Here is a 13816-nt window from a genome sequence, read left to right as displayed (position 1 = left end):
GGTCAACGCCTCGCTTGTCAGCTAGCGGGACGGAACTGATGCAGCACCAGCTCGTCGCCGCTCGGGAGTGCTTCGAATTTCTCGTAAAAGACCTCGACGGGCATACCGACCTTGATATCCGAGGGATCGATATCGCAGAGGTTCGACACAATCCGTACGCCCTCGTCCAGCTCGACCAGGGCGACGACATAGGGATACTGAAGAAACGGGAGCGGGGGATACTGCGGCATGACGAAGCTGTAAACCGTGCCGCGCCCGGTTGATTCGACGGAGTCCCAATTGAGGGACTGACAGTTACCGCACATCGGCCGCGGTGGCACGCGCAACGTCTTGCAGTCGGTGCACCGTTGAATCAGAAGCTTGTGGTCCTTGAGCCCCGACCAGAAGAATTCGGTGTCCGGGCTGATCGACGGCGCGAGTCGGGTAGCCATCAGCTTCCCGTCTTGAAGCGCAGTGTGCGAAAACGCTGACGGCCAATCACTTCACCGTTCTGGTCGCGGTAGGTGGTGATCCAGGTGACGAAGTAACCTTTGCCCATCGCGGTGGTCTTCTCGTCGGAGATCGTCTCGAATACCGTCTCGGCGGTGATGTCGTCACCGACTCGTGGGTAGCGCTCCATCTCGAACTCGGAGTTGGTGGCGACCGTCCCGGTGTAGCCCGCGTCGGTGAGGAACTGCAGCGGGTTCTCCTTCAGCACGACCGGAACTCCGCCGCGTTCGTGGATGCCGACCAGCTTGGGCGGCGCCATCGTCCACGACTGGAGCATGACGGGGGGCGAGACGAGACCGCCGTAGCGTGAGGACGAGGCGAACTCCGGGTCCAGGTATGCGGGGTTCATGTCGTCGAGCGCGTATGCCCAGTGCCGAATCATGGCCGGGTTGACCGGATCTGGTGCTTTTGCCGGTCCGCCGACGCTGATGGGCTTGCCGATCAGCGCGTCCAGGCGTTCGCGAAGGTCGTCCTTGGTTGTCTCGGTCACGAGTTGGAGCTTCCTTTCTCCGATGCGCTGGCCCGGGTGTCTCGGGGTGCGCGTGGCATTCCGAGACCCGCCATGGCGATGATGTCGCGTTGAAGCTCGTTGGCTCCGCCGCCGAACGTGTTGATGACTGCCAACCGGTATGCGCTTTCCAACTCGCCCTTCAGTGGCGCCGCCGAGTCGTTGCGGACCCCGGCCTGTCCGATGACTTCGAGAAGTTCGCGGGCGACTTGCTGGGTGAGTTCGGTGCCGAACACTTTCGCTGCGGACGCTTCGCCCATGCCGAGCGCGCCGGCACTCATGGTCGCGTTCACTCGCAGATTCAGCAGCCGATACGCGGCGACTTGTGCTTCGACGCGGGCCAGAGCCTGCTGGACCCAAGGCTTTTCGATGACCAGACCGTCGTTGAGCGGCGTAGTGGACGCCCATTCGAGGGTTTTGCGGAACAGCGGCTCCAACGCGCCGAGATTGCCCAGTGCGGCGCGTTCCAGGTTGAGTTGATTGGTGACCAAGGTCCACCCCTGGTTCTCACCTAACACGATGGCGCTTTCCGGCACCCGGACGTCGTCGTAGAACGTGTAGTAGGTGGAGACACCCGGCATCGTGTGCAGAGGCTTCCAGGAGAAGCCGGGCGAGTCGGTCGGCACGATGAACAGGGTGATTCCCTTGTGCTTCTTGGCCGTCGGATCCGTGCGTGCCGCCAACCAGATGTAGTCGGCGAACTCGGCGCCGCTGGTGAACATCTTCGAGCCGTTGATGACGAACTCGTCGCCGTCGCGCACCGCGGTGGTGCGCAACGACGCGAGGTCGCTGCCCGCGCCCGGTTCCGAGTAGCCGATCGCGAACTCGACCGTGCCCTTGAGGATGGCCGGAAGGAATTTGGCCTTCTGCTCCTCGGTGCCGAACTGAATGAGCGTGGGCCCCACCGTGTTCAGAGTGATCATCGGCAACGGAGCGTTGACCCTGCGAGCTTCCTCGGAGAAGATCAGCTGCTCGAGTGCCGTCAGCCCCCCGCCGCCGTATTCAACCGGCCACGCGACGCCGAGGAGCCCGGCGTCCCCGAGGGCACGCCTGCATTCGCTCATCGCTTCGCCTCCCTCGGTGAGTTTGGCGACAGCGGCACGGCGTTCAGGAGTCATCACCGCCTCGAGGCGGGTGCGGTAGTCCTTGCGGAGCTGTTCCTGTTCTGGTGTGTAGTCGAAGTCCATCAGCTGCCCGTTCCTAGTCGAATCGGCATACGTTTCACACCGGGGACCATGGTGGCGCGCAGCCGTGTGACGTCACCGGTGAGTTCGATCGTCGGGTAGGTGCCCAGCAGTACCTCGAACATCACCCGGGCTTCCAGCCGCGCGAGCTGCGCTCCGAGGCAGGCGTGCTCCCCGGCCCCGAATGCGATGTGCGGGTTGGGGTTACGGGTGATGTCGAATTCTTCAGCCGTCGGTCCGAAAACCTCTTCGTCGCGGTTGGCGGCCCCGTAGAGCATCACCACGGTGTCGCCGGCCTTGATCTGCTGACCGCGGATCTCGACATCCTCGGTGGCGCAGCGGGCCATGTGCGTCACCGGGCTGGTGAATCGCAGCATCTCCTCGACCGCGCTGGGGAGCAGCGCCGGGTTAGCGCGCAGCAGCGCCATCTGTTCGGGATGGTCGATCAGCGCCAACGTGCCCAGTGCGATGAGGTTGCGGGTCGTTTCGTTGCCCGCGACCAGTAACAGGAAGGAGAAGTTGAGCAGATCCTCGTCGCTGAGTTGCTCGCCGTCGACTTGGGCGGCGGCCAGGATGCTCAGCAGATCGTCCTGGCCGCTGACTTCCCCAGATCGCCGGGCGGCGATGAGCTTGGTGAAGTATTCGTACAACTCGCCGAGCGCGACCAGGTGATCCATCTCGATGTCCGGATCCGCGGTACCGACCGCGGCATCGGACCAGGCGCGGAACTGCTCCCAGTCTTCCGGTGGCGCGCCCAGCATTTCGGCGATCAACCGGGTGGGCAGCGGTGCGGCGATCTCCTCGGCGAACTCGTACTCCCGGGATGTGTCCACGCCGTCGACGATGCCCTTGACGATCTCGCGCACCTTAGGCTCGAGCAACTGCACCTGCCGCCGGGTGAACCCGGAGTTGATGAGCTTACGCAGCTGCCGGTGCCGCGGCGGATCGGTGAAGATCAGGTTGCCTTCCTGAACGGGTTCGGGCTGGTTCGGGTCGGGGATCGAAATGCCCTTGGTTGACGAGAACGTCAGGGGGTGGCCTGACACGTAGCGGACGTCCTCGTACTTCAGCAGCGCCCAGAAGTTCGTGACGTCATTCCACACCACTGGTGTGGTGTTCCGAAGTTCCCGGTAGATCGGGTAGGGATCCCCGGCGTAGAAGTCCGGGGAGTGCAAAGGAACACTGGTAATCGGCACCGCACGCCTTCCTTGGAACCGCCGACGGCGGTCGAACAGATAATGTAAGAATGTCCGTTTCCAAGGTGTCTACAGGACACGCGACAAGTCTGTCAATCACGCTAGAACTGCGAAAAATATGGTGGATTGTTCGTTGACGGCCGTGCGCTTATCGGTGTACACACAATCGGAGTATGTAAGTTCTCACTGCGGTCTGTCTGCGCCGTACCACGATCAGGAAGGCAGGTAGGCGATGGCCGAGTCGACTTCTCTCATCGACGCGTACGAGCTTTACATCGACGGGCGCTGGACCGAACCGGACAGCGGACGTTATGACGTGGTCAACCCCGCCACCGAAGCGGTGATCGGCACGGCACCGGATGCCGGGGTGGCTCAGGTAGAAGACGCGGTCGCGGCGGCAAGGACCGCTTTCGACACCGGTCCGTGGCCGACGTTGGAACCGGCCGAACGCGCGCGATGCCTGCAGCAGCTCAGTGACGCCTTGATCGCTCGAGGTGAGGAGATCTACGCCCTGGCACAGGCCGAGTGGGGTTGCGCGGCCAACGAGCGGCTGATCCATGTCGAGGGGCCCGCCTTCATGGTCGGTCACGCCGCCGAACTGGCCGTAGAACCTGCCGAGGCGCCAATGGAAGCATGGGGCGCCGCAGGCAGGACGGTGTTGCGGTACGAACCGCTCGGTGTCGTGGCGGCCATGACGCCGTGGAACTTTCCGCACACGCTGAATGTGATGAAACTGGGCGCGGCACTCGCGGCTGGAAACACGCTGGTGCTCAAGCCTTCACCGCTGACGCCGCTGGCGGGGCTGGCGCTGGCTCGCATCATCGACGAGAACACCGACATCCCGCCTGGCGTCGTCAACGTCGTGACGCCGACGAGTATCGAGGCGAGCCGACGTTTGACGCTCGATCCCCGCGTCGACATGGTCAGCTTCACCGGCAGTTCCGCGGTCGGGCGCGACGTGATGGCAGGCGCCGCGTCCACCATGAAGCGGGTGCTGCTGGAATGCGGGGGCAAGTCGGCCACGGTGCTGTTGCCTGACCTCGATGTGACCGACGAACTGCTGGAGCGCCTGCTGTTCGAGGGATGCACGATGCATGCCGGTCAGGCGTGCATTCTCAACAGCAGATTGCTGCTGCCCGAAGGGATGCACGACGAGGTGGTGGGCCGTCTCGCCGAGATGGCCCGGGCGGTCGTGCTCGGTGACCCCGTCGATCCGGCGGTCACCATGGGGCCGCTGATCAGCCGTGAACACCTCGAGCGCGTCGAGGGATTCGTCAAACGCGCGGAAGCCGACGGCGCGACCGTCGTGACCGGAGGATCGCGTCCGAAAGATCTGAGCAGCGGCTTCTACTTCGAGCCGACCATTCTCACCGGTTCGTCGGCCGATGCGTACATCGCCCAGGAAGAGGTGTTCGGCCCGGTGCTGACGGTGTTGAAGTATCGCGACGACGACGACGCGGTGGCGATCGCCAACAACTCGGCCTACGGTCTCGGCGGCGCAGTATGGGGGAGCGATATCGAGCGTGCGGTGGGCATCGCCCGGCGGATCAGGACCGGGCAGGTATCGATCAACGGCACCATTCCGGGAGACGCGCCGTTCGGCGGCTTCAAGCAGAGCGGGATCGGCCGGGAGGGCGGTGTGATGGGGCTGCGGGCGTACATGGAGCCCAAAGCCATCGGGATACCGGCGTGAGGCGGCCCTTGGAGGGTGTGCGCGTCGTCGAGCTGGCATCTGAGATCGCGGGCCCCTACTGCGCGAAGCTTCTCGTCGACCTGGGTGCCGAGGTGTGCAAGATCGAACCGCCTTCGGGTGATCCGCTGCGTCACTGGGGCCCGTTTCCCGCCGGGCGCCCGGATCCGGACCGAAGTGGGCTGTTCGAATACCTGAACGCTGGAAAGCGCGGCCTGGCACTGGATTTCACGGATGAGGGTGATCTTGCTGTCGCTCACCGGCTCATCTCCGCGGCGGATGTTCTCATCGAAGACCTCCCCGCGGGAGTGCCCGAGCGCCGGGAGTGGGGTCTCGATTCAGACACCCTCGAGCAGACCAACCCGAATCTGGTCGTAACGAGGATCTCGAATTTCGGCCAGGAGGGACCGCTGCGCGACCGGGTGACAACCCCGCTGACCCTTCAGGCCGCGGCAGGGTGGATCAACCTGCGGGAGCCCGGCCGCGCGCCGGTACAAGCCGGCGCCCGCATCCCGGAATACATCGCCGGCGGCTATGCGGCGCTGGGCACGCTCACCGCGTTGCGCATCGCGACCGCCCGGACCGACCGGCCCGTCGAGGTCGACGTCTCGATGTTCGAGTCGCTGCTGTCGACGCTGCCCTATCCCATGCTGATGGCCGCACGGCTGAAAAGCCTTGGCTTGCCGACCAATTCCAAAGCAGCGCCGATGCTCGGTATCGTGCGAGCGGCCGATGGCTGGATCGGTATCAACTGTCTGACCGGCCAGCACTGGCTCGACGTGTGCGCGATGGTCGGGTTGCCCGAATTCGGTGAGCATCAACTGGCGATCATGCTCGGCGGCCCCGAGCGCGACGAATTTTTCGCGAAAGCCCAGCCCTTCCTGGAATCGATGTCGGTGGCCGAACTGGTCGAGCTGAGTCAGGCGATGCGGATACCGGCGGCGCCGATCTCTCAAGGCGACACCATCCTGGCGTGTCCGCAGTATGCGGAGCGCGGATTCTTCGTCGAATCGGCCCCGAAAGATTGGCAATTCACCAGACCTGGTGCGCCTTTTCGGCTTTCGAAAACTCCGGTTCCACCGCCATTACCGGCGCCCGCCACGACGACGGCGGAACGGACCACTGGATGGGCCGAGCGTGACGCATCGCGTCCAGACGACGCGTCCCTCGACGTGGCGCTGCCGTTCGCCGGCTTGAAGGTGTTCGACATGAGCACCTTCTGGGCGGGGGCGTATCTGACCTGCTACCTCGGTGCGTTCGGGGCCGACGTAGTCAAGGTCGAGTCCGTTCAGCGACCCGACGGACATCGCTATTCGGGTTCGTTGTTGCGTTCGGGCGACGAGTGGTACGAGTGCGGACCGCTGTGGCAGGGAACGAATCTCAACAAACGCGACATCACGCTGGACCTCACGTCCGCGGCGGGCCGCGAATTGGCGCTGCGCCTGGCTGCTGAAGCCGATGTGGTGGTGGAGAACTTCTCGCCGCGTGTGGTCGAGCAGTTCGGGCTGGACTACGAGTCCATCGCGCGCGTCAATCCCGGCGTGATCATGGTGCGGATGCCGGGTTTCGGGCTCGAGGGTCCGTGGCGCGACTACGTGGGCTGGGCCCTGAACATCGAACAGGTATCCGGCATGTCGGCCTCGACCGGTTACGCGGACGGGCCGCCGTGCAATCTGCAGGGGCCCGCCGACCCGATCGCGGGCGTGCATGCGTGCGTCGCTTTGCTGGCGGCGCTCGAGCACCGACGGTCGACGAACGAGGGGCAATTGATAGAGGCCGCCCAGATCGAAATCGGCGCCGCCGTGACCGCGGAGCCCATCATCGAGTACTCACTGACGCAGCGCGTGCGTGAGCGGGAGGGAAATCGGCACCGCGCCTATGCGCAAGGGGTCTATCCGACCAGCGGGGACGACGAGTGGGTTGCCGTATCCATTCGCGACGACGCTGACTGGGCAGCCGTCACTGAATTGATCGCCCGTCCGGACCTCAAGGATGATTCGTCGTTCTCCTCGCAAGAGGCACGCCTGGACAACCATGACGCGTTGGACGAGGTGCTCACCCGATGGACTGCCACGCGTGCGCCGGATGACGTCGCCGACGCCCTTCGCGCCCGGGGTGTGCCCGCCGAGCGATTGCTTACTGCCGATCGGATGTATGACGTCGACCAGCTCGAGGCACGTGGCTTCTACGAGGAACTCGAGCATCCGCTGTCAGGCCGACAACGGTATCCCGGCTGGCCTTTTCGGATCAGCCCCGGGCCGGCACACCATCACCGCACGGCGTCGCCGACGCTCGGCCAACACAACGACGAAGTGCTTGGCGCGCTCGGGCTGGCGGCTGACGAGCTGACGGTGCTGCGCAAAGAACGAGTAATCGGCGAGCGGCTGCTCAACGCTTGACGCGCCGCGTCGTCAGGCGTCGACCATCGCGGCAATGGTGTCGACGACACACGCCGGTCGGTCGCTTCCCTCGACTTCGACGGTGACTCGTACGGTCGCGCGTCCGCCCTTGTCGTTGCGCTCCACTTTAAGAAGCTCCGCGCCTGCGCGGATGCGGGAATCGACAGGTACCGGTGCGGGAAAGCGCAGCTTGTCCGAGCCGTAATTCACCTGCATCGACAAACCGGTCACCCGGTAGATCTGTTGCACGAGAATAGGTACCAGCGACAAGGTGAGATAACCGTGCGCGATGGTAGCGCCGTAGGGGCCGCGGGCGGCCCTCTCCGGATCGACGTGGATCCATTGGTGGTCGCCGGTTGCCTCGGCGAACAGATCGATTTCCCTCTGCGTGATCTGACGCCAGTCGCTGTAGCCGAGGTGCTCGCCTACGTGAGCCTCGAAGCCAGCGATACCGTCGTACACCTTCAAAGACGCGGGCGCCTGGGTCATACCGTGACCTTGAGCCCTAACTGCTCAATCGCGTTGCCGCCCATGATCTTCGCTTTGGCCGTCTCGGACAGTCCGTCGAGTCGGTCGACGAAGCTCAGCGGGTCGCCAATCCCCTCGGGATGGGGGAAGTCGGAACCGAACATCACGTGATCCTCGCCCATGATGTCGACGATTTTCTGCACATCGTCTTCGAGGAACGGGTGAATGTAGATGTTGCGCTTGAACACCTCGACGGGATGCTCGTCGAATTCCTTGGGCATGGTCTTGTACGCCTTCTCCAGCAACCGGAGCAGGTTCGGCACCCAGCCGCTGCCGTTCTCGACGACAAATACCTTAAGGTCGGGGAATCGCGACAGCGCGCCGTGGCAGATCAGCGCGGCCAGCGAGTCCTCGATCGCACGGAAACCCATGACAACCTCGCGCAACGTACTGGTCTTGAACGACAGGTACTCGTCGCCGCCCTCCCACTCCATGAGGTGCTTCTGGTACCCGCTGTCGGAGGCGTGCATGGTCACAGGGATGCCGGCCTTGACCACTTCGGCCCAGAACGGATCGAATTCGGGTAGCCCCATAGACCGCGAGCCCCCGTACAAACTGGGCACCGGCGCGGGGCGGAGCAGGAACGTCTTCATACCGCGCTCGAGTGCCCAGTGGAACTCCTTGATGGCCTCGTCGACCAATGGCAAGCAGATCACCGGCGTGGCGAAGATGCGATTCTCGTAGTTGAACGTCCAGTGCTCGTGCATCCACTCGTTGAGCGCGTGGATGATGGCGTGGGTGAGGACGACGTCGTCGGTGGTGCGTTCCTCGATGAGGCTGGCGAGAGTCGGGTACATCACGCACTGGTCGATGCCCAGTTCGTCCATCAGTTCCAGGCGCGGTGCGGGCTCCTGGTACGCGGGAATGACATCCATTGCCTCGCCGATGAACTCGCGAAAGTTCAAACCCTCGGGATTGTTGCCGAGAAAGTAGTCCTCAGCGCTACCGGGCCGGGCGACTCGCTCGAACGTCGGGTTCGGAATCATGTGACTGATGTGGTCTTTGACGACGAGCTTCGGGCGGCCGTTGACCTCGACGTAGCCGACCTTTCCGCGGTGCTCCTTCGGCAGGAACTTCGTGAGCGCGTCCGTCGTCTCGTACATGTGGTTGTCGATGTCGAAAACCGGATACGGCAGAGACCGGGAAGGCATTGAACTTTCCTCCTGAGCAGCGAATACGGCCATTTACGCCTAGTGGAAACGACATTATCATCATCGCTTCGCAACATCCAGATCGGGTCACGAAGCACGGAGCTCTCGCCATGCTTGGACCACGGCATCGGTGGTGGTCACGGTGGCCAGCAGAGCCAGGGTGTTGTCGATGATGGAGTCGGCGTATTCCCGCGGATACCCGCTTACCGCATCGCGCGGCAGCACAAACAGGTAGCTGCGGTTGACCGCGTCCATCACGAAGTTCTGAATAGCGATGTTGACCGAAACACCAACTCCCACAATTGTTTTGATGTTCATATTCCGCAATACGGAGTCGAGGTCGGTGCCGGCCATGGGGCCGACGCCGTGCGTGCGAGTGAGCACGAGGTCGGAGTCCGCGGGTCCCAATTCGGGCAGGACAGATGCACCGGGACTGCCGGGCGTCAAGTCCGCGGCGAACGACTTGCCTGCCATGAACAGCCGAGCATTGGTGTTGGATCCGCGACTGTCCGCCCGCCGCTCGACCAGGCAATGCACGACGGCAACTCCTGCCGATCTGGCAGCCTCGACCAATGTGACGATGTTGGGAATCGCTTCGCGGCGAGCCTCTTCGGCGAGAAACGGCAGGCCGGCTTGGGGCCCAATGACCCCGCCCTGGCACTCCTGGGTCACGAGCGCGGTCGTCGCGGGTTCGAGCAGGTCTTGCAAGCGTGGGAGCGGCATGAGAACACACGTTATCGTGTGACGCACAGGCTGGTTCCGAATTGCGTCTGCGTGTGAGGAGGCTGGGTGGAGGCGTGGGAGCTCGAGGTGCGGGAGTCGGTTCGGCAAACCCTGGCCGATTACACCGCGGCCACCGACCGCTTCGATCTGCGTGCGCTGGCAGGGTGTTTCGCCGCCGACGGTGTGCTGGAATTCACCGGTGGGGGCGAGCCGCTGACCGGCCCAGCCGAGATCGAGGCGGGTCTTGGCGCCGCGGTCACCCGGCCGGCGACCTCGGGGCGGCAGGCGCCGACCCACGTTCGGCATCACGTCTCGAGCATCCGGTTCGCCACGGTGAATCGCGACAGGGTCGAGGTCAGTAGCTACTTCGCAGTGCACACCGACATCGGGCTCGACCATTGGGGCCGCTACCGAGACGTCCTCGTCCCGGTGCGGGGCCGCTGGTTATTCGCCCATCGTCGGATCGGAGTGGACGCATTTTCCGCTGACAGCCTGATGCGCTGACGGCGGGTCACGCCGTGATGAACTCCTTGGCGAAGGCGCGGGAACGCTCGATCAGCTCGGTCCTGTCCGCTCCCGTCGGCGCGATCGTCAGCCACGTCACTCCGGCGGCAGCCAACCTGGAAATGGTCTCGTGCCGTTCGTCGGCCGATCGGCTGTCGTCCAACAGGTTTCCGGCGGAAAAGCAGATGTCAAGCGGCTCGGTGCGGCCGATCTCGGCCGCGTAGCGCCGGGCCCAGTCGATCCCGAGTTCTAGATCCTCGATCGTGGAGATCTCGGCGGTGCGCGAAGCCGTGGCATAGCCGAACGTGTTGAACGGCGCCCATCCCTGAGCACGCGACACCGCCCGGCGGACCGCAGGTTTGCTGTTTCCGCCGACCCAGACGGGCGGGGGACTGGCCGGCAGAGGTCGCAGCCGAACACCGCGTGCCGCGAACGACGTTCCCTCGTAGGCAATATCGGCGCCGGTGAGCACTTGGTCCAGCACATCAAGGGCTTCATCGAGCAGGGCGCCGCGGGTGTCGAAATCGACTCCCAGCGCCTTGAACTCAGGTTTGAGGTATCCCGCGGCAGTACCCAGGATAAGGCGCCCGTTGGACAAGACTGCGAGACTCTGCACCGACTTCGCGCCGAGAAACGGGTTCCGGTACGCGGCAATGTAGACGTTGGTCAACAGCCTGATGTCGGTGGTGGCCGCGGCGGCGAACGCCAGCGCGACAAACGGATCGAGGGCGTGATGACCGCCATGGTCGAGCCACTTTGCGTCAGGCGCGGGGTGGTCGGTCACGTGGACCGCCGCGAACCCGGCTTCTTCGGCCACGCGTGCGATGTCGGCGATGGCCTCGGCGCTGACGAATTCCTCGACCGCCTCGATGCGCTGCGTGGGCAATTCGAGGGAAAACGAAATGGTCATTACGGTCCTTTCACTTCGGAGACGAGCATGGCCAGGCGCTGGGCGTGGCTGTCGGGGCTGCCGTAGATCAGCTGGCTGGCTTTGGCGCGCCGGACGAACAGGTGGGCATCGTGTTCCCAGGTGAAGCCGATGCCGCCGTGGATGCGCATGTTGTCGAGCGCCGCCTGCAGCAGGGCTTCCGAACAAGCCAGTTTCGCGACCGACGCGGCCGTTGCAAGGTCGTCGGCTTCGGCCGAATCGGCGATGTCGGCGGCGTGGGAGGCGGCCGAACGGGCGCCCTCCACTTGAACCAGCATGTCCGCACAGCGATGTTTGACCGCCTGGAAACTTCCGATCGGTCGACCGAACTGAATTCGGCTCTTCGCGTAATCGACGGCCATGTCGAGGCAGCGTTGCGCCGCGCCTACCTGTTCGGCCGCCAGCGCCACGATGCCGAGGTCCGAAGCTCGCGTCAGGAAGTCCGCCGCACCGCCATCGCCGCCGATCAGTTGCGCGCTCGCACCGTCGAATCGCACGCGGGCGAGCTTGCGGGTGCGGTCGAGCCCGGCCAGCGGTGTACGCGTGACCCCGGCTGCTCGGGCATTTACCGCGAACAACGAGAGCCCGGCGGCCGTATTTGCCGCGGCCAGAACGACATCGGCGGTGTGGCCGTCGATCACCAGCGGCGCCTCGCCGTGGATCCGGTGAGCGCCGCCGTCTCGGTCAGCCCGCAACGTCACGGCCGCCGGATCCCAGACGTCGAGTCGACCGTTCAGGATCAGCGTCGCCGTTGTCGAGCCGTCCGCAAATCCCGGGATGAACCGTTCGGCGGCCTCGTCGTCGCCGCTGGCGAGGATGGCCTGGGTGGCCAGGCCTACGGTGGCGTAGAAGGGCGAGCAGAGCAGCGCGCGTCCCATTTCCTCGAACACGACCGCCAACTCGGCGACGCCGGCACCGGCGCCACCCCAACGTTCCGGAACGGCGATGCCATGCAGTCCCAGCTCGCGGGCCATTTGCAGCCACCCGGCCTCGTCGTAGCCGTTTTCGGTCAGCATCAGCTTGCGGACGGTCTCACTCGGTGAGGTCTCGCTGAGGTACTCGCGCACCACGCCGCGGAGGTCGTCGGATTCAGTCATCGACCCGTTGATCCCGTTGTCCGTCAATGGCTTTGATGGCTCTGGGCCTTTCAGTCGACGGTCGTGGAAGGGCGCGGTGTGGTCGTTGCCGTACCGGTGACGCCGACAGCCGACGCCGGCGGGGTGTTACTGGCACCGTAGGCCCGGCATGGTCATTGCCGGTTGAGGATAGTATCTTTTTTGAAAATAGAGAATAAGCATTCTCGCTAAAGGAGCGACCTGGTGACGACGAAACTCGATTACGGCATCTTTGACTGTGACACCCACTGCTACGAGCCCCGGGACGCCTTCACCCGCTATCTGCCGGAGAAGTTTCGGGATCGGGCCATCACGACGGTGCGCGGCGCCGACGGAGTCGAGGTGATCCTGGCCGGGCATCGGGTCGCTACTTTCAACAGCGAGGGCGGTCTGGGACTCGATGTCGCCTACCGGCCGGGTTCGCTCAAGGAGATGCTGCGGCAGATGGGGTCGGGTAACCCGGAGGAGTCCTACGAGCCGCAGCCGATGCAGCCGGAATTCGTCTCGCGCGTCCCGCGGTTGTCGGTCATGGCGGAGCAGAACATCGACCGGATGGTCATCTATCCCAGCGGCATGGCATTGGCCGCCGAACACTATGTCGACGACACCGAAGCGCTGTATGCCAACCTGCGCTCGTTTAACCGGTGGTTCGACGAGGAGTGGGGTTTCAACTTCGACGACAAGATCTTCGCGACCGCCCTCTTGTCGCTGCGCGACTTGGATTCCGCGATTGCCGAGACGGAGGCGATCATCGCCCAAGGCGCGAAGTTCGTGATGTTGCCGACCGGTCCGGCGTACGGTCGATCGCCTGGCGATCCATACTTCGACCCCATCTATGCACGCTTGGAGGAGGCTGGCTGCGTCCTGGTTTACCACATCATGCCGTTCTGGTATTTCGACGCGATCTCGCCCGCCTGGGGCCAAAACTCCGACCCCGCGTCGTGGCACATGTCGGCGTGGCAGTGGATGAACATCTACGGTCAGCGGCCGATCGAAGATACGTTGTCTGCGCTGATCTTCGACAACCTCTTCGGTCGTTTTCCCAACCTCAGCGTTCTGGTCGCTGAGCACGGCGCGGAATGGGTGCCGTTTTTCGTCAGGCATATGGACAAGAGCCGGGGCATGGGCCGCAATGGTCCGTGGATCGGCGGAAAGCTGACCGAGCGACCGTCGGTAATTTTCCGCCGTCACGTCCGCGTGGTGCCCTATCCCGAGGACGACATTCCTGCGATCGTTTCCAGCATGGGGTATGACGACTGCTTGGTCATGGGTTCGGATTACCCGCACGCCGAAGGGATGGCCGAGCCCGCGGACTTCGTGAAGCTGCTCGACCCTCTCGACGACGCGGCGAAGCGGCGGATCATGCGGGAAAACGCCGAGCAGCTGCTTTTCCGAGGCTGA

Annotated in this window: 13 protein-coding genes; 4 read left to right on the top strand and 9 right to left on the bottom strand. The window is 64.2% G+C overall.

Features of this window, described 5'->3' with window-relative positions:
* Positions 1-17: 17 nt before the first annotated feature.
* The 4 genes from MKK62_RS25100 to MKK62_RS25085 are packed head-to-tail and all read right to left on the bottom strand — an operon-like array spanning position 18 to position 3356.
* Positions 18-431: a Zn-ribbon domain-containing OB-fold protein gene (locus MKK62_RS25100; protein ID WP_240263212.1), complete on the bottom strand. Its 414-nt coding sequence runs from the start codon at positions 429-431 to the stop codon at positions 18-20.
* Positions 431-979: an FAS1-like dehydratase domain-containing protein gene (locus MKK62_RS25095; RefSeq protein ID WP_240263213.1), complete on the bottom strand. Its 549-nt coding sequence runs from the start codon at positions 977-979 to the stop codon at positions 431-433. Before MKK62_RS25095 ends, MKK62_RS25100 begins: the two co-directional genes overlap by 1 nt.
* Entirely contained in the window at positions 976-2184 is a 1209-nt protein-coding gene (locus MKK62_RS25090) for an acyl-CoA dehydrogenase family protein (RefSeq protein ID WP_240263214.1), read from the bottom strand. The genes MKK62_RS25095 and MKK62_RS25090 overlap by 4 nt, the downstream gene beginning before the upstream one ends.
* On the bottom strand, positions 2184-3356 hold the full coding sequence (locus MKK62_RS25085; RefSeq protein ID WP_240263935.1) for a cytochrome P450: 1173 nt from the start codon (positions 3354-3356) through the stop codon (positions 2184-2186). Before MKK62_RS25085 ends, MKK62_RS25090 begins: the two co-directional genes overlap by 1 nt.
* A gap of 253 nt (positions 3357-3609) precedes the next feature.
* On the opposite strand from MKK62_RS25085, the gene MKK62_RS25080 reads away from it, so the two are divergent.
* Positions 3610-5070 (top strand): aldehyde dehydrogenase family protein, encoded by a 1461-nt coding sequence (locus MKK62_RS25080; protein ID WP_240263215.1) that lies wholly within the window; start codon positions 3610-3612, stop codon positions 5068-5070.
* The gene (locus tag MKK62_RS25075; RefSeq protein WP_240263216.1) at positions 5067-7466 is read left to right on the top strand and encodes a CaiB/BaiF CoA transferase family protein; all 2400 of its coding nucleotides are present in this window, start codon (positions 5067-5069) and stop codon (positions 7464-7466) included. Before MKK62_RS25080 ends, MKK62_RS25075 begins: the two co-directional genes overlap by 4 nt.
* Before the next feature lie 12 nt (positions 7467-7478).
* Here MKK62_RS25075 and MKK62_RS25070 read toward each other — a convergent pair whose 3' ends face one another.
* The 3 genes from MKK62_RS25070 to MKK62_RS25060 form a co-directional block, all read right to left on the bottom strand.
* A complete protein-coding gene (locus MKK62_RS25070; protein WP_240263217.1) occupies positions 7479-7955 on the bottom strand; it encodes a MaoC family dehydratase in 477 nt (158 codons plus the stop codon).
* Entirely contained in the window at positions 7952-9145 is a 1194-nt protein-coding gene (locus MKK62_RS25065) for an amidohydrolase family protein (protein ID WP_240263218.1), read from the bottom strand. Before MKK62_RS25065 ends, MKK62_RS25070 begins: the two co-directional genes overlap by 4 nt.
* Positions 9146-9232: 87 nt before the next feature.
* Entirely contained in the window at positions 9233-9868 is a 636-nt protein-coding gene (locus tag MKK62_RS25060) for a cysteine hydrolase family protein (RefSeq protein WP_240263219.1), read from the bottom strand.
* Between the two features lie 66 nt (positions 9869-9934).
* Here MKK62_RS25060 and MKK62_RS25055 point away from each other — a divergent pair, with 66 nt between their 5' ends.
* Entirely contained in the window at positions 9935-10372 is a 438-nt protein-coding gene (locus MKK62_RS25055; RefSeq protein ID WP_240263220.1) for a nuclear transport factor 2 family protein, read from the top strand.
* A gap of 7 nt (positions 10373-10379) precedes the next feature.
* Here the strand turns inward: MKK62_RS25055 and MKK62_RS25050 are convergent, their stop codons facing one another.
* On the bottom strand, positions 10380-11282 hold the full coding sequence (locus tag MKK62_RS25050) for a TIGR03619 family F420-dependent LLM class oxidoreductase (RefSeq protein WP_240263221.1): 903 nt from the start codon (positions 11280-11282) through the stop codon (positions 10380-10382).
* Positions 11282-12397, bottom strand: a complete 1116-nt coding sequence (locus MKK62_RS25045) for an acyl-CoA dehydrogenase family protein (protein ID WP_240263222.1) — start codon at positions 12395-12397, stop codon at positions 11282-11284. Before MKK62_RS25045 ends, MKK62_RS25050 begins: the two co-directional genes overlap by 1 nt.
* A gap of 222 nt (positions 12398-12619) precedes the next feature.
* Between MKK62_RS25045 and MKK62_RS25040 the strand changes: the two genes are divergently transcribed.
* Complete coding sequence (locus MKK62_RS25040) at positions 12620-13816, top strand: amidohydrolase family protein (protein WP_240263223.1); 1197 nt, start codon at positions 12620-12622, stop codon at positions 13814-13816.

Source organism: Mycobacterium paraterrae (assembly GCF_022430545.2).
Lineage (GTDB): Bacteria > Actinomycetota > Actinomycetes > Mycobacteriales > Mycobacteriaceae > Mycobacterium > Mycobacterium paraterrae.
This window is presented reverse-complemented; position numbering and strand designations above follow the sequence as displayed.